13 protein-coding genes are annotated in these 14,139 nt (G+C 68.0%); 5 read left to right on the plus strand and 8 right to left on the minus strand.

The features are described 5' to 3' along the window. Window positions 1-113 precede the first annotated feature (113 nt). A complete protein-coding gene (locus FBZ83_RS08145; protein ID WP_432612487.1) occupies window positions 114-1,358 on the plus strand; it encodes an MFS transporter in 1,245 nt (414 codons plus the stop codon). A 525-nt stretch (window positions 1,359-1,883) separates the two neighbouring features. After that, window positions 1,884-2,057, plus strand: a complete 174-nt coding sequence (locus FBZ83_RS31375) for a hypothetical protein (RefSeq protein WP_186466006.1) — start codon at window positions 1,884-1,886, stop codon at window positions 2,055-2,057. A gap of 25 nt (window positions 2,058-2,082) precedes the next feature. On the opposite strand, the gene FBZ83_RS08150 is transcribed toward FBZ83_RS31375, so the two are convergent. The 6 genes from FBZ83_RS08150 to FBZ83_RS08175 all read right to left on the minus strand — a co-directional run bounded on the left by FBZ83_RS08150 (window position 2,083) and on the right by FBZ83_RS08175 (window position 8,522). After that, the gene (locus FBZ83_RS08150) at window positions 2,083-2,991 is read right to left on the minus strand and encodes an NAD(P)H-hydrate dehydratase (RefSeq protein ID WP_186466007.1); all 909 of its coding nucleotides are present in this window, start codon (window positions 2,989-2,991) and stop codon (window positions 2,083-2,085) included. Window positions 2,992-3,015: 24 nt separating this feature from the next. Beyond that, window positions 3,016-3,780, minus strand: coding sequence for a histidine phosphatase family protein (locus FBZ83_RS08155; RefSeq protein ID WP_145681966.1), 765 nt, complete (start codon window positions 3,778-3,780; stop codon window positions 3,016-3,018). An 83-nt stretch (window positions 3,781-3,863) separates the two neighbouring features. Next, entirely contained in the window at window positions 3,864-4,238 is a 375-nt protein-coding gene (locus FBZ83_RS08160; protein ID WP_145681967.1) for a hypothetical protein, read from the minus strand. A gap of 84 nt (window positions 4,239-4,322) precedes the next feature. Further along, a complete protein-coding gene (locus FBZ83_RS08165) occupies window positions 4,323-5,963 on the minus strand; it encodes a sensor domain-containing diguanylate cyclase (RefSeq protein WP_247888212.1) in 1,641 nt (546 codons plus the stop codon). 199 nt (window positions 5,964-6,162) lie between these two features. Then, complete coding sequence (locus FBZ83_RS08170; protein ID WP_145681969.1) at window positions 6,163-8,151, minus strand: BCCT family transporter; 1,989 nt, start codon at window positions 8,149-8,151, stop codon at window positions 6,163-6,165. A gap of 131 nt (window positions 8,152-8,282) precedes the next feature. After that, window positions 8,283-8,522, minus strand: a complete 240-nt coding sequence (locus tag FBZ83_RS08175) for a hypothetical protein (protein WP_145681970.1) — start codon at window positions 8,520-8,522, stop codon at window positions 8,283-8,285. Between the two features lie 107 nt (window positions 8,523-8,629). Here FBZ83_RS08175 and FBZ83_RS08180 point away from each other — a divergent pair, with 107 nt between their 5' ends. Continuing rightward, on the plus strand, window positions 8,630-10,267 hold the full coding sequence (locus FBZ83_RS08180; RefSeq protein WP_145681971.1) for a lysylphosphatidylglycerol synthase domain-containing protein: 1,638 nt from the start codon (window positions 8,630-8,632) through the stop codon (window positions 10,265-10,267). On the opposite strand, the gene FBZ83_RS08185 is transcribed toward FBZ83_RS08180, so the two are convergent. After that, window positions 10,242-11,696: a TrkH family potassium uptake protein gene (locus tag FBZ83_RS08185; RefSeq protein ID WP_145681972.1), complete on the minus strand. Its 1,455-nt coding sequence runs from the start codon at window positions 11,694-11,696 to the stop codon at window positions 10,242-10,244. The genes FBZ83_RS08180 and FBZ83_RS08185 overlap by 26 nt on opposite strands. 332 nt (window positions 11,697-12,028) lie before the next feature. Here FBZ83_RS08185 and FBZ83_RS08190 point away from each other — a divergent pair, with 332 nt between their 5' ends. Both FBZ83_RS08190 and FBZ83_RS08195 read left to right on the plus strand, forming a co-directional pair. Beyond that, entirely contained in the window at window positions 12,029-12,400 is a 372-nt protein-coding gene (locus tag FBZ83_RS08190) for an Rrf2 family transcriptional regulator (protein ID WP_145681973.1), read from the plus strand. A gap of 388 nt (window positions 12,401-12,788) precedes the next feature. Further along, the gene (locus FBZ83_RS08195; protein ID WP_247888213.1) at window positions 12,789-13,295 is read left to right on the plus strand and encodes a hypothetical protein; all 507 of its coding nucleotides are present in this window, start codon (window positions 12,789-12,791) and stop codon (window positions 13,293-13,295) included. Between the two features lie 79 nt (window positions 13,296-13,374). On the opposite strand, the gene FBZ83_RS08200 is transcribed toward FBZ83_RS08195, so the two are convergent. Beyond that, on the minus strand, window positions 13,375-14,100 hold the full coding sequence (locus FBZ83_RS08200) for a SapC family protein (RefSeq protein WP_145681975.1): 726 nt from the start codon (window positions 14,098-14,100) through the stop codon (window positions 13,375-13,377). Between the last annotated feature and the right edge of the window lie 39 nt (window positions 14,101-14,139).

Consider the following 14,139-nt stretch of genomic DNA (forward strand, 5'->3'; position numbering starts at 1 on the left):
CGGTGCCTATTTAATTCCCTCTGACGCAATTGCCAGACGGTGGGGGGACCATGGGATCATCGACCACGGCGACCGAAAGGGACGCAAGACTGGTCAATGCCCGCGACCACAGGGTGAATCCCGGTGAAATCGCGATTGGCGTCATCATCGGACGGACGTCCGAATTCTTCGATTTTTTCGTTTATGCCATCGCTTCGGTGATCGTCTTCCCGAAGCTGGTCTTTCCCTATCTTGACCCGCTGACCGGAACGCTGTGGTCCTTCGCGATTTTCGCGCTGGCCTTCGTCGCCCGCCCGGTGGGCAGCATGCTGTTCATGGCCATCGACCGTGCCCACGGGCGTGGCGCCAAGCTCACCCTCTCCCTGTTCCTGCTGGGCACCTCGACGGTCGCCATCGCCTTTCTGCCGAGCTACGAGCAGATCGGTGCTGCGGCGATCTGGCTGCTGGCGGCGGCCCGCATCGGCCAGGGGCTCGCGCTGGGCGGCGCCTGGGACGGCCTCGCCTCGCTGCTGGCGCTGAACGCGCCGGAGAACCGCCGCGGCTGGTACGCGATGATTCCGCAGCTCGGCGCCCCCATCGGGCTGATCGTGGCGAGCGCTCTCTTCGCCTATTTCGCCGGCAACCTGTCGGCCGAGGATTTCTTCAGCTGGGGCTGGCGCTATCCGTTCTTCGTGGCCTTCGCCATCAACGTCGTGGCGCTGTTCGCGCGGCTGCGCATCGTGGTGACGCCGGAATACACCCACCTGTTCGAAAGCCGCGAGCTTCAGCCGGTCCCGGTGACCGAAATGCTGCGCAACGAGGGCATGCGCGTCGTGCTGGGCGCCTTCGCCCCACTGGCCAGCTTCGCGCTGTTCCACATGGTCACCGTCTTCCCGCTGTCCTGGATCTTCCTCTACACGCAGGACACGCCGGCGGACTTCCTGCTGATCGAGGTGGTCGGGGCCTTCTTCGGCCTGGGGGCCATCATCGCCTCCGGCTGGATCGCCGACCGCATCGGCCGCCGCACCCTGCTGGGAAGCTGCGCCGCCGCCATCGCGGTGTTCAGCGGCGTGGCGCCCCTGCTGCTGAACGGCGGGCCGCTGGGCGAACTGGTCTTCATGATCGTCGGCTTCGTGATCCTGGGCCTGTCCTTCGGCCAGTCGTCGGGCGTGGTCGCGTCGGGCTTTACCCAGCGCTACCGCTACACTGGTGCGGCGATCACGTCGGACCTCGCCTGGCTGTTCGGGGCGGGCTTCGCGCCGCTGGTCGCGCTGGTGTTGTCCGCCAACTACGGCCTGTTCTCGGCCGGCGCCTACCTGCTGTCGGGCGCGGTCTGCACGTTGCTGGCCCTGTGGCTCAACAAGACGCTGGCCAAGTGACCTGAGCAGGCGTCGGGAACCGGACCGGCCTTGTCCTTGCGGGATGCGGCCGGTCCGGTTCCATCTTTTCATGCAGAAGGCGCAGGACGACGACAGCCGGCGCTTCGCAGCGCTCATGATGCGGCCGGTAATCGCCGGTCAATCGTCAATGTCGTTCAGGATGGCGGCAATGGGGCGGTCTTCCAGGCGGCCGTTTTTGCAGTCGTCGACGCCCATCAGGATGGCGCGCCGAAGCTTCCCCAGCTTTTCACGCTCGACCGCCTTTTCCCCGATGAAGCCGACGAAGCGCCTCGGGCGGGCCGCTGTTCATGCTTTGCATCGACCACGTCCTTCTTCCGAAGGACATCTCGGGACGATTGGCAATCTTTGTCAAGACGCCAGGAACTTTCCGAAATTGCTCACTCGAACGCGCTTCGCTACCCGGCGGCGGTACGCCGGAATCCCGCACAGCGGCTACCCCCGACTTTAATCGTCGTTAAGAGATCGGCGTGCATCCTGCCCTTACACACAGATCGGCAGGTCATCATGTCCCAGTACAATCCCGCTGTCGGCACCACCGAGACCGTTTCCTTCCCGCTCCCCCTCTCCGCTCCGGCCCCGGCCAAGAAGCTGCGCGGCCTGCCGCTGGTCGCCCTGTGGGGCGGGCTGATCGCCGCTCCCTGGGTCGTCCTCTATCAGGCCGCCAAACTGGTGTTCTGAGACTGGCGTTTCGAGGCCGGCGGTCTCAGGCCGACAGTTCGGCCATGATCTCCGGCACCTGGGCCAGCAGCTCGCGGGCCAGGAAACCCAGCGGGCCGCGGCGGGCCAGACGGTTGCCGGCCTCGCCATGCAGATGGACTCCCCAGATCGCCGCCTGGGCCGGGTCGGCGCCCCGCGCGGCCAGCCCGGCGATGACGCCCGCCAGCGTGTCGCCCGAGCCCGAGGTGGCAAGCCCGACATTGCCGCCGTCATAGGCCCACATCCGCCCGTCCGGCGTGACGATGTGGGTGCAGGCCCCTTTCAGCACGACGATCACTTTGTGAAGGTTCGCAACGCGGCGGGCGGCGGCGGGTGGGTCGGCCTCGACCTCTTCCCGGCTGATTCCGGACAGACCGGCCATTTCGCCGGCGTGCGGCGTGATGATCGTTCGCCCGCCGCGGCGGCACAGCGCTTCGTTGGCGTTGTCCAGGCCCATCAGCGCTTCGGCGTCGATGACCAGAACGGGGCCGCCCTCCCCGTCCAGCCCGGCGATCAGCGCGCCGGTCAGGTCGGCGACCGCCCGCTTGTCCATCATGCCGGGACCGACCAGCACCGCGGTGCAGCGGGCCGCCCGCTCGCACAGCGTGTCGACGCAGTCGGGGGCGATGCCGCCCTCCGCTGTCTCCCGCAGGCCGAGCACCAGCGCCTCCGGCACGGCAAGCCCGAGATGCGGGGCCACGCTGCGGCAGGTCGCCATCTGCAGCTTGCCCGCCCCGGCGCGCAGCGCCGCCGTCCCGGCCAGCAGCACGGCGCCCGGCACCTCGACGCTGCCGCCGATGACCAGCACCCGGCCCCGCCCGTCCTTGTCGGCACCATCGCCGGGATGAGGCAGCGGCATGGACCGCAGCAAGTCGCGGGTGACCGGGATCGAGTCGTTCATCGGAGAATCGTTCATCGGACGGCGCTCATCGGAAAACACTCATCGGACAGCCGCGTTGGCGTCGGGCTCGGCGGTCAACGGCGCTCCGGCCACCTCCAGCGGGGCGACGAAGTTGTAGCGGCGAAGCTGCATCCGCCCGCTGTGCCCCTGGTCGGGATCAAAGGCGTATTCGGTGACCCCGCAATTCGCCACGTCGCCCTCGCGGTCGATGGCGAGGATCTGCTCCTCCGTCATGCCTTCCAGCAGGTAGCGCAGGCACAGCACGACGACCTGATGGCTAACCACCAGCACGCGCTGCCCACCATGGTGCAGGCTGATGGTGTCGAGCGCGCTGCGCAGCCGCAGGATCACGTCGCACCAGCTCTCCCCGGCCGGCGGGCGGAAGTAGAATTTGCCGAGGATGCGGCGGAACTCCGCCTGCTCGGGGTGCTCCTGCGCGATGCCCAGCGCGGTCAGCCGGTCGAGGATGCCGAACTCCTTCTCGCGCAGCCGTTCGTCCACCACGAACTCCGTGGGCTCGACCGGCAGGCCGCCCCCGGCGTGGATGATCTCCGCCGTCCTCCGGGCCCGCAGATAGGGAGAGGTCAGCACCACGTCGGGCCGCTCGCCCGCCGGCAGCGCGGCGAACCAGCGCGCCAACGCCTCGGACTGCTGCTCCCCCTGGAGACTGAGCGGCACGTCGACGTCGCGCTCGGCGATGTCGATCCGTCCCACCCCGGCGGCATAGGCGGCGTCGCGCGCGACGTTGCCGGCGCTTTCCCCGTGACGGACGATCCACAACCTCTGCGGCCAGCGCTGCTGCATGGTGAACGACCCCTTCCCGCCTCAACCAAGGCTTTCAACGGGAAAAAGGCCGTTCCGTCACGCAGCAGTCCGTCTTTCCGCCATCAGGCCGTTCGGCGCTCGAAGATGCGTTCGGCGGTGGACTTGCCGGGGCGCCAGGGCACGATGCTGATGGGAGCCGCCGGGTCGAGGCTGCCGTTCGCCCGCAGACAGTCGATGGCGGCCAGCGGCTCGTCCCCATGGGGCAGGCCGGGCTGTTCGAGCAGATACCGGCGTTGGTTGTCGGTCACAGCCCAACCCGGCGGACGGCCGAGCGGGCTGGTGGCGACCACGCCGATCGGTTCGGAGACGAGCCACGCCTCGTCCGTGACGCTCCAGCCGACGAGGCGGCGTTCGCCGGGACCCGTCCCGGCACCGATATCGAGCCAGGCCCATTGGCGCAGGCGGGTGGTGCGGTCACCATCGACGCAGACGAACATGATCCCATCCTCTCCCGTCAAGAACCGGTCAGGCGGGTATTGTTCTTCTTTTGTTCCGACTCCGCAAGCGGATTCCGCACCCGGTCAGTCCGGATTCTTGCGGAGAATATCCTTGTAAAAGACATGGGTGCCGCGGCCCGCCTGCTTGGCCCGGTACATCGCGCCATCCGCCGCCACCAGCAGGCTGCGGGCGTCCGACCCGTCGGACTGGGACAAGGCGATGCCGACGCTGGCGCCGATCACGGCGGTCATCCCCTGCACCGGGATGGGCAGCGCCACCGCCTCGACGATTTTTGCCGCCACGCCACCGGCGTCCGCGGCGGAGGTTACATCCTCCAGCACGATGGTGAACTCGTCGCCGCCGACACGGGCCACCGTGTCGCTGCGGCGCAGGCATCCGGCGATTCGCGCCGCGGCGATGCGCAGAACCTCGTCCCCGCAATCGTGCCCCATCCGGTCATTGACCGCCTTGAAGCCGTCGAGGTCGATGAACAGGAGAGCCAGCGATCGCCCCGACCGCCGCGACCGGACCAACGCCACGTCCAGCCGGTCGAAGAGAAGTCGACGGTTGGGCAGCCCGGTCAGGGCGTCGTGGTTGGCGAGGTGGTCCTTCTCCGCCTCGCTCCGCCGCAGATCCTCCTCGGCGGCCTTGCGCAACGTGATGTCCCGCCCGACGCCGACCAGCCCGAGAAGCTCGTTGCCGGCGTCGCGAATCGGCGCCTTCAGGATTTCCACCCAAATCCGCCCACCGTCGGGCAGCGGAATGCTCTCCTCGTTGCGCCGCGGCTGACCCTCGGCATAGACCGAGGCATCGCCCGCGCGGATGCCGTCGGCCATCTCGTCAGGCCATATCTCGTGGCTGTCCAGCCCGATCAGCTGCTCCAGAGGGCGCCCGGTCCAGGAGGCGAAGGCGCGGTTGGCCTTGCGCAGCACGCCGTCGCGGTCCTTGAAAAAGACGGCGTCGGGGATGGTGTCGATGATCCCCTGCAACAGGGCGTGCTGCCGCAGAAGCTGCTTCTCCGTCTGCCGCCGCTCGGTGATGTCGCGGGCGATGCCGACGACGCCGAGCATTTTGCCGCTGCGGTCGAGGCAGACGGCCTTGGCGGTCTCCATCAGCACGCGGCGGCCGTCCGGGTGGACGAACCACTCCTCGCTGCGCGAGAATCCCTTCTGCATGGCGATCTGGTCGGTCCGCCGCCGCCGCACCGCTGTTTCCGCATCGAACAACCGGTGGTCGGTCAGCCCCAGCGGCGGTCGCCCCGCATAGTCGAGCATCGCCCGGTTGACCTTGAGATAGGTGCCGTTCACGTCCTTGAAGAAGACGATGTCCGGCATCGAGTCGATCAGGCTTTGCAGCATGGCGCGCTCGCGGTCGAGCGCCTCGGTGTCGGTCCGGCCATGGTCCGGATCGGCCAGGGGAGCGGCGAGCTGCGCCTCGTGCAGGATGCCCAGGCGCCCGTCCGGCAGCGCCATGCCGCTGCGCCGCACCCAGGCGGCAACCGGGCGTCCCTTGGGGTAGAAGGTCCAGCGGCCCGCCGCCGTCTCCCCTTCGGCCTGCGGCGCGTCCTCCGGCTGGCTGCCGAAGTCGCGGGTCTGGAAATCGGCGAGCGACGCGGCGTTCCACAGCTCCAGGGCGGCGCGGTTGCCCCAGAGCATCCGGCCGCCGTCCTGCAGCCAGACCGGCGCCCACAGCCCGTCGAGCAAGGGAAGGTCGGCAACGGTCATCGAAGCCGTCATTGGAGCCGTCATCGGGCGGCCCGTCGACGCGCACGCCTCCTCGCCGGGGGCGCCGACCCCGGACTGGTTCTGATCCGCCTGATGACCCATGGTGGTCGCCGCCGCCTCGGCACGAAGAAAGCACCGGACGGCTTTCTAGCATAATTCGAGGCAATCTTCTCCTGCTACCGCAAGAGGCCGCGCTCTTTCACCAGCCCCTCCACTTTCCATACTCCTGCACGAAGTCGCGGACGATTGCTTCCCGCCCGGCGAGCGCCGGCAACAATTGTTTGTGCAGGCCGCCGCGCAGGATCACCTCGACGCGCATCTGCCACCGCTCGTCCGCCTCTTTGAGATCGGGCAAGGCGAAGGTCAACGGGTGATAGGCCCGCGCGCGGATGTCGTAGCTGAACTCCTCCTCCCCGTCGCGCAGCACGACCAGACCGGCGTTGAAGGGGCCGACCTCGATGACCGCCCGGCGGCCGAGCCGCTCCAGCTCCGCCGCAATGTCGCGGAAGGCGGGCTCGACCGTTTCGGTGATGAAGCGGGCGACCTCGCGCCGCGCGCTGGCGGCACCGGGCGGGGCCGTCGCCGCGATGGCCGCCTTGCGCCCGATCACGGCGGCCAGCTGCTGACGCCAGTCGCCGTCGCCCACCGGCTGCACCGGGGCGCCGCCCTCCGACGCGGTGGGCACCCGCGCCACCCGCCGGTCCGGTCCCGCCCGGCGCTCCGCCCGCAGGCTGGTCACCAGCCCGACGCACATCAGCACCATGACCACCGCGAAGGGCAGCGCCGTCGTCACCGCCGCCGTCTGAAGCGCCTGCAACCCACCGACGAGGAGAAGCACCGCCGCCACCACGCCGCACAGCACCGCCCAGAAGATGCGCGTGGCGATGGGCGGGTCCTGGTTGCCGCCGGACCCGATGATGTCGATCACCAGGGCGCCGGAGTCGGCCGAGGTGACGAAGAAGGTGACGACGATCAGCGTCGCCAGCGCCGAGGTGATCACGCTGAGCGGCAGGCGGTCCAGCATGACGAACAGGGCCGTCGGCACGTTGTCCTTGACCGCCGCCGCCATGCCGCCGCCTTCGAACATCTCCATATGGATCGCCGTCTCGCCGAACACGGTGAACCAGACGAAGGTCAGGGCCACCGGGGCGAACAGCACGCCGCCGATGAATTCGCGGATGGTGCGGCCGCGCGACACCCGCGCGATGAACATCCCGACAAAGGGCGCCCAGGAGATCCACCAGCCCCAGTAGAACATCGTCCAGCTCGCCTGCCACTCCGCCCCGGTGTAGGGCAGCGTGCGGAAGCTGGTGTAGGGCAAGGTCCACAGATAGCGCCCGATGCTCTCCACCAGCGTGGACAGAAGGAACACCGACGGGCCGAGCAGGAAGACGAACAGCAGGAGCAGCAACCCCGCCAGCATGTTCAGCTCGCTGAGCCGGCGGATGCCCTTCCCGACGCCGCTGACCGCCGAGGCGGTGGCGATCGCCGTGATGACGGCGATCAGCACCATCTGCTGCACAGTGCCGACGCCGACCAGCCCGAGGTAATCGAGCCCGGCGTTGATCTGCATGACCCCCAGCCCCAGCGAGGTGGCAATGCCGAACAGCGTGCCGACGATCGCCACGATGTCGACCAGATGGCCCGGCCAGCCGCGCAACCGGTCGCCCAGCAACGGGTAGAGCGCCGACCGGATGGTCAGGGGCAGGTCGTGCCGGTAGGCGAAGTAGCCCAGCGACAGGCCGACGACGATGTAGATGCCCCAGGCGTGCAGCCCCCAATGCAGGAAGGCCAGATTCATCGCCTCGCGCGCCGCGTCGGGGGTTCCGCCCTCGCCGATCCGTGGGTTGGCGAAATGCAGCACCGGCTCCGCCACGCCGTAGAACAGCAGGCCGATGCCCATGCCCGCGCTGAACAGCATGGCGAACCAGCTCAGATAGCTGAATTCCGGCTCGTCGTCGTCCTTGCCCAGCTTGATCGATCCGTAGGGGCTGAAGAACAACCAAAAGGCGAACAAGAGGAAACCGGCAACGGTCAAGATGTAGAACCAGCCGAAGTTGCCGACGATGGCGGACTGGAGAGCGGCAACCCGTTCCCCGAACGGCTCGGTGAAGACGCTGGCGAGAAGGACAAACAGGAGAATCAGTCCCCCTGCGGTGAAGGAGACGGCTTTGTTGATCCCGTGCATGGTTTTTCTCCGGGTCCGGGCAGCGCACCCGAAACCGAGGCGCGGCGTCTTGGCCCAGACAACGGATCAACCCGGCCGGAGTTTCAAAAAAAAGCCGCGCTCATGCTTCCGGCGGACGGAGCGGCGCCCCGCTATTGCCGAAGGGCGCTGGCTTTGCGCTCCGACCGCGAGCGCCGCCGCAGGATCAGCGCGTACCAGACCAGCAGAACCGTGGTGAGCAGCGACAGGGTGAAGGACACGCCGTCCGGGCGCAGATCATAGCCCGTGGCGCCACCGAACAGCGTCACCGAGCTGTCCCAGAGATAGGCGAGCAGCAGGATCAGCGTGTTGGTCCCCGACAGGCCGGTGGCGAGATAAAGCACAAGATGCATCCGTTGCCTCCCGAAGAGCCCGGCCTGGCCATGCGCTTTTTCGGTGCGCGGTGTTGTTCTTGTCCAAAGCCCCGTCATCCTAGGCGCCCGGAGCGATCCTGTCAGCCATGGCCCACACCGAAAGCCCTCCGACCCGGACCCAGCGGCTCCTGCGCTACGGCACGGGGGTGCTGATCCTGGCCCTGCTGGCCGGGGCCCTGGTCATCCTGAACCGCTGGCTGGAACAATACAGCGTCGCCGACATCCGGCAGGCGCTGAACCGCATCACCGGCGTGCAGCTTCTCGCCGCCTCGGCGGCGGCGGCGGTCAGCTACTGGCTGCTGACGCTCTACGACCTGCTGGCCCTGCGCCACCTGCGGCGGCCCCTGCCCTACCGCTGGGTGGCCTTCACCGCCTTCACCAGCTACGCCTTCAGCCACAGCCTGGGCTTCGCCAGCATCATCGGGGCGACCGTGCGCTACCGCCTCTACGCGCCGCACGGGCTGGGCGGGGTGGAAGTGGCCCAGGTGACGCTGTTCGTCGTCACCACCTTCATGCTCGGGCTGGCGACGGTGATGCCGGTGGTCATGCTGATCGACCCCACGGCGCTGAAGGCGCTGCATGTCCCGCCGGGAAGCGCCGTTCTGCTGGGGCTGGCGGCGCTGACGATCCTGTCGGCCTATGCGGTGGGCGGATTCTGGTTGCGCCGGCCGCTGCGGCTGTTCGGGCACGCCATCGCCTTCCCCCGCCCGTCCATCGCGATTCGGCAGCTTCTGCTGGGGCTGTGCGACCTGTCGCTGGCCGCGCTGGTCCTCTATCTCTGCCTGCCGCCGAGTGACGCGGTGAGCTACGCCGACGTGCTGGTCGCCTTCGGGCTGGCGCTGGTCGCCGGCATCATCAGCCATGTGCCGGGCGGGCTGGGGGTGTTCGACGCCATCGTCCTGGTCAGCCTGACCCCGGCGATGCCGGGCAACGACGTGATGGCGGGGCTGCTGGTCTTCCGGCTGATCTATTATCTGGCGCCGCTGGTGATCGCCGGGCTGATGTTCGGCGGGGTGGAGGCCTTCCAGGCCCGGCGCCGCATCGGCGGCCTGTCGCGGGACATCTCCGCCGCCATCAGCCCGGCGGTGCCGCTGGTGCTGGCCGCCTGCATCTTCATCACCGGGGCCTTCCTGCTGTTCTCCCGCGCCACGCCGGAGGAGACGTTGCCCGCCCCCTTCGACGCCACGGCGCTGCCGCTGGTGGAGATGTCGCACTTCACCGGCAGCGTCGCCGGGGTGCTGCTGATCCTGCTGGCCCACGCAGTGCAGCGGCGGCTGCACGCCGCCTGGGTTCTGTCGCTGGTGCTGCTGGCGACCGGCTGCGCCTCGGCCCTGCTGAAGGGTGGCGACTGGCCCGAGGCCATCGTGCCCGGGCTGATCTTCCTGGCCCTGCTGCCGGCCCGCAAGGAATTCCACCGCCGCGGCAACATCCTGCGCAACCCCCTGACGCCGAGCTGGTTCATCGCCACCGGCGTGGCCCTGGCCAGCGCCTTCTGGCTCGGCCTGTTCTCCTACAAGCACATCGCCTTCAGCGACGAGCTGTGGTGGCACTTCACGCTGCACGGCGACGCCTCCCGCTTCCTGCGGGCGTCGGTGGCGGTCGGCGTGATCGCACTCGGCGCCGCCCTGGTCCATCTGGTGTCGGCGGCCAGCCGCGACCCGCGGGAACGGGAACGGGAGGAGAAGTCCCCCGGCCCCCTCACCGCCGCCAGAAGGACGGACTGAGCACGACCAGGATGGTGAAGAACTCCAGCCGCCCCAGCAGCATGCCGGCGGCCAGCGCCCATTTCGCGCCGTCCGGCAATGTGGCGAAATTCCCGGAGGGTCCGATGGTCGGGCCGAGGCCGGGGCCGACGTTGCTGACCGCCGTCGCCGCCCCCGACAGCGCGGACACCACGTCCACCCCGAGGAAGGCCAGGACGAAGGCCAGCACGAACACCGACATCAGGTAGACGAAGCCGAAACCCATCACCGAGATCATCACGTCGGCACTGACCGGCTTGCCGTTGTAGTTGAGCGGAATCACCAGATTGGGGCTGTAGAGGCGGCGCTGCAGCGCGCGCAGCACGATGAACAGGATCTCGAACCGGAAGATCTTCAGCCCGCCCGAGGTCGATCCGGTGCAGCCGCCGACGAAGGTCAGGATGAAGAAGACCACCGACGCCAACGGCCCCCACCGCTCGTAGTCGATGGAGGCGTAGCCGGTGGTGGTGACCACCGAGACGACGTTGAAGGTGGTCACACGGATGGCGTCATCCCACGGCACATCCCGCGTCAGAGTCAGCCAGATCGACATGCCGAAGGACACCGCCGCGAGGAAGCCGAGGTACCAGCGGATCTGCGTGTCCGCCCAGAAGCTGGCCGCCCGCCCCTGGGCAAGGCTGATGAAGCGGACGAAGGGCATGCCGCCCAGCACCATGAAGACCACCAGCACCCACTCGATGGCCGGGCTGTTCCAGCTGGCGATGGACGCGTCGCGGGTGGAGAAGCCGCCGGTGGACACCGCGGTCATCGCGTGGTTGACGGCGTCGAACCAGGACATTCCCGCATAGGCGAGCATCGCCGTGCAGACCGCGGTCAGGCACAGGTAGATCCAGCCCACCGCGATGGCGAGGTCGCTGGCCCGCGGCGTCACCTTGTCCGACCGGTCGGAGGATTCCGAGCGGAAGAGCTGCATGCCGCCGACCTGGAGGAAGGGCAGGATGGCGATGGCCATGCCGATGATGCCGATGCCGCCCAGCCATTGCAGCAGCGACCGCCACAGCAGCAGCCCCGGCGCCAGACCGTCCAGCCCGGAGATCACTGTGGCCCCGGTGGCGGTCAGCGACGACATCGCCTCGAAATAGGCGTCGGCCGCCGTCAGATCGATCTGCGACACCATGAAGGGCACGGCGGCGAAGGCGCAGATGACCACCCAGGACAGGGCGGTCAGCAAAAAAGCCTGGCGAACGTTCAGCGCGATCCGATCCATGCGGTTGGCCAGCATGAACTGGACGCCGAAGAACAACGTCAGGGCGCAGGCGATGGCGAAGACCATCCAGTCCGGATTGCCGGCCGCCAGATCGACGGACATCGGAAGCAGCATCGCGACGGCCAGGACGCTGAGAAGCGCGCCGATGATGAAGAAGACGGGGCGGGTGTCGAAACCAGTCATGCACGAGCCATAGCCGATCGGAATTGCGGCCTAAACTGTCATGATTGCGCCGGCTCGGCATTCCCGAACCGATCCGCGCGGCGATTTTTCCTTCGGGTTACCCCAATGGGCCGGATTGCGCCCGGCCACGCCGGCCAATTCACCCAGTGAGCACGGAAATACTCCGAAAGATGCCTGGAATCGGGCCGGATGCGCCCCCGCAAAGAGGGGCGCGGGGCTGGACGGCGGCGGACATCCTGTGCACACTCCGCCCAGACGTACGGCTCAAATCGTCGAGCCTTCCCGGATGATCGGGACCCGCGGGGAACTGGAACAGACAATGGACTGGCGGCGTGCTTTCGGACGATGCCCTTATCTTTCTTCAGCATTCGATCAAGACGGTGTGGACTCTGGAGATCCTTCTGATTTTGCGGCGTGATCCAAACCGGACATGGAGTTCGGAGGAAATCATTCGCGAATCGCGCAGCAGCACGCTCATCCTCCAGGAAGTCTTGGCGAATCTTCATCAGGCTGGTTTGATCGACGCGGAGGGTGACCATCCCATCCGCTACCGCAGCGCGACACCGGCCCTGGAGCGCCTGGTTGGGGAGATCGCCTCCGCACAGGCCCGACGCCCGGCGGCGGTCACGAAGGCACTGCTCTCCGTGTCGTCGGACAAGGTCCAGACCTTCGCCGACGCGTTCCGTGTCGGAAAAAGGACATGAGGGGTCGATCATAATTCACCCCGGAGTCGGGTCGGATTTTGCTAAACTCCCGTTCGAATCAACGGCAATTGCCCCGTCGCCGTTTCCTGAAGCGGGCGGACCGCCGCGATTGCTTTGAGCCGCCGACCGAATGGCTTCGATGTCCTGTGGAGTTTCCATTATGCCGTTTCACCGACCGGCCTTTGGGCGACCGGCCCTGGGGCTGTCCCTCGCCGCCCTTGCCCTGGCCGGAATTCTGACGGGCGCGGCCCAGGCCGCAACCACGGATCGCAACCCCGCTCCCGCGGCCCAAACCGCTCCAGCCACCGGGCCTGCCACAGGGCCCGCCGGCGCGGCCGAGACGGCCCCCGCCGCGAAGGTCACAGGCTTCCGCTCCGCGCGCTTCGGCATGACGGGGGACGAGGTCGCGAAGGCCATCGCCAAGGATTTCAAGATCGAGGGCAAGGACATCCGCCGCGAGACCAACGCGACGGAGCGGACCACCAGCCTGATCGTGAAGGTTGACGACCTGCAAACCGGCGCCGGCCCGGCGGTCGTCGCCTACATCCTCGGCCATTCGACGCAGAAGCTGTTCCAGATCAACATCATGTGGGGCGGCGCGGTGAATCCGAAGGTCGATCCCAACGCCCTGGTCGGCGCGGCCAACGCGCTGCGCAACTACTTCGTGGCGCAGGGCTACCGGCAGGAGGGCATGCTGCTCAACGCGCCGGTCGGCGACGGATCGCAGGTGGTGGTCTTTCGCGGCACCGACAGCCAGGGGCGCATGAGCCTGCTGACCCTCGCGGTCCCGCCGAAGCCGTCGGACGATACCCCGGCCCTGCCGCCGTCGCTCCAGCTCTCCTACATCGAGAAGCCGAACGAGCCGGACGTCTTCAAGATCGAAAAGGGCTTCTGATCGCCGGCCCTCCGCCGGTCCGCAACGAAAAAGGGCGGCGCCACCGTGGCGCCGCCCTTTCCGTTTCCGGCGGACCGGATCAGCCGCGGTGGGCGAGGCGGTCGACCAGACCCGACCAGCTGCTGACCGAGATCAGGTGGGCATAGACCAGCCCCAGCCAGCCGCGGTCGCGCCACTCCACCAGCGTCTCGGCGGGAAGCTGGTTGAAGGCCGCCTCGTCGATCACGTTGAAGCCGGCGAGGCTCAGCCGCTCGCCGTTGTTCAGGGTGATGTCGGCGCGCTTCTCCGACATCAGGCCGGCGGCGACCACCGCCTCGACAAACTGCGTGGTGTAGGCGCTCTGCGCCTGGACTTCCTTGACGAATTCCAAGGCGTTGTTGGTCAGGGCGGACGGCTGCCCATCGACGAAGAAGGGGTTGTCACGGCCGGGGACGACGGAATCCGCCGCCTCGTCGATGCAAAGGGTGAGCTGGGACTTGTCCTCGCTCTCCAGGAAAATGAACGGATAGCGGCGGACATAGGCGGGAATGTAAGCCCCCTCGTCCCACACACCGTTCGCGTCGACGAACAGATTCTCCCCGCTGCGCAGGCCGAGCAGCGCCACCGGCTGTGCCGTCGGGCCCTCCGAGAACAGGATGGGGAAGTGCTTGCAGGCCGCGGGGAACTCCGCCGCCATCAGCGGCACCGAGTTGGTGGCGGTCGCGAAGGCGAAGTTCGGCTCGGTCCGCAGCGACAGATCGGCGTCACGGGCGGCCACCAGCGGGCGGGGGTTCTTGTAGAACAGGGGCAGGGTTGGGTTGGTCATCGTTCGCTATCCAAAGGGGAAGGCCGTGGAGAAAGGCGC

It is taken from the genome of Azospirillum brasilense (assembly GCF_007827815.1).
Taxonomy (GTDB): domain Bacteria; phylum Pseudomonadota; class Alphaproteobacteria; order Azospirillales; family Azospirillaceae; genus Azospirillum; species Azospirillum brasilense_C.

What these genes read in the sequence shown, in the direction of transcription:
- FBZ83_RS08160 (WP_145681967.1), bottom strand. Translation starts at nt 4,238, where the DNA reads ATGTTCGTCTGCGTCGATGGTGACCGCACCACCCGCCTGCGCCAATGG.
- FBZ83_RS08175 (WP_145681970.1), bottom strand. Translation starts at nt 8,522, where the DNA reads ATGCATCTTGTGCTTTATCTCGCCACCGGCCTGTCGGGGACCAACACG.
- FBZ83_RS08195 (WP_247888213.1), top strand. Translation starts at nt 12,789, where the DNA reads ATGACGGGGGACGAGGTCGCGAAGGCCATCGCCAAGGATTTCAAGATC.
- FBZ83_RS08165 (WP_247888212.1), bottom strand. Translation starts at nt 5,963, where the DNA reads ATGACCGTTGCCGACCTTCCCTTGCTCGACGGGCTGTGGGCGCCGGTC.
- FBZ83_RS08155 (WP_145681966.1), bottom strand. Translation starts at nt 3,780, where the DNA reads ATGCAGCAGCGCTGGCCGCAGAGGTTGTGGATCGTCCGTCACGGGGAA.
- FBZ83_RS08170 (WP_145681969.1), bottom strand. Translation starts at nt 8,151, where the DNA reads ATGCACGGGATCAACAAAGCCGTCTCCTTCACCGCAGGGGGACTGATT.
- FBZ83_RS08150 (WP_186466007.1), bottom strand. Translation starts at nt 2,991, where the DNA reads ATGAACGATTCTCCGATGAACGACTCGATCCCGGTCACCCGCGACTTG.
- FBZ83_RS08200 (WP_145681975.1), bottom strand. Translation starts at nt 14,100, where the DNA reads ATGACCAACCCAACCCTGCCCCTGTTCTACAAGAACCCCCGCCCGCTG.
- FBZ83_RS31375 (WP_186466006.1), top strand. Translation starts at nt 1,884, where the DNA reads ATGTCCCAGTACAATCCCGCTGTCGGCACCACCGAGACCGTTTCCTTC.
- FBZ83_RS08185 (WP_145681972.1), bottom strand. Translation starts at nt 11,696, where the DNA reads ATGACTGGTTTCGACACCCGCCCCGTCTTCTTCATCATCGGCGCGCTT.
- FBZ83_RS08180 (WP_145681971.1), top strand. Translation starts at nt 8,630, where the DNA reads ATGGCCCACACCGAAAGCCCTCCGACCCGGACCCAGCGGCTCCTGCGC.